At 69.9% G+C, this 359-nt stretch carries 1 protein-coding gene; it reads left to right on the forward strand.

Features of this window, described 5'->3' with window-relative positions:
- On the forward strand, positions 1-359 hold a 359-nt coding region (locus H5411_RS46785; RefSeq protein WP_183128059.1), incomplete at both ends, for an ATP-binding cassette domain-containing protein.

Genomic DNA, 359 nt, shown 5'->3' on the forward strand with positions numbered 1-359 from the left:
ACGGTTCTCGGCGACGAACCGGTGCTGCACCGGCTTCGGCTGTCGGTGCCGGACGGGCAGGTCACGGTGATCCTCGGACAGTCGGGGTGCGGCAAGACGACTCTCCTGCGGCACCTCGTGGGCCTGCTGCCGCCGACGGGCGGCAGCGTCCGGCTGGACGGCCGTGACGTCTGGTCGCTGACCTCGGCCGAGCTCGTCAGTGCTCGTGGCGGGATCGCGGCCGTGGTCGGCGGGTCACACCCGTTCGGCAGCTGGCTGTTCTCCTCGATGAACGTCTACGAGAACGTCGCTTGTGTCCTGCGTCGTGCCGGTGCGACGGACGATGAGGTGCACGCGACCACCGCGCCGTTGATGCGGGA

Origin of the sequence: Amycolatopsis echigonensis, from assembly GCF_014174495.1 — a bacterium.
Lineage (GTDB): Bacteria > Actinomycetota > Actinomycetes > Mycobacteriales > Pseudonocardiaceae > Amycolatopsis > Amycolatopsis echigonensis.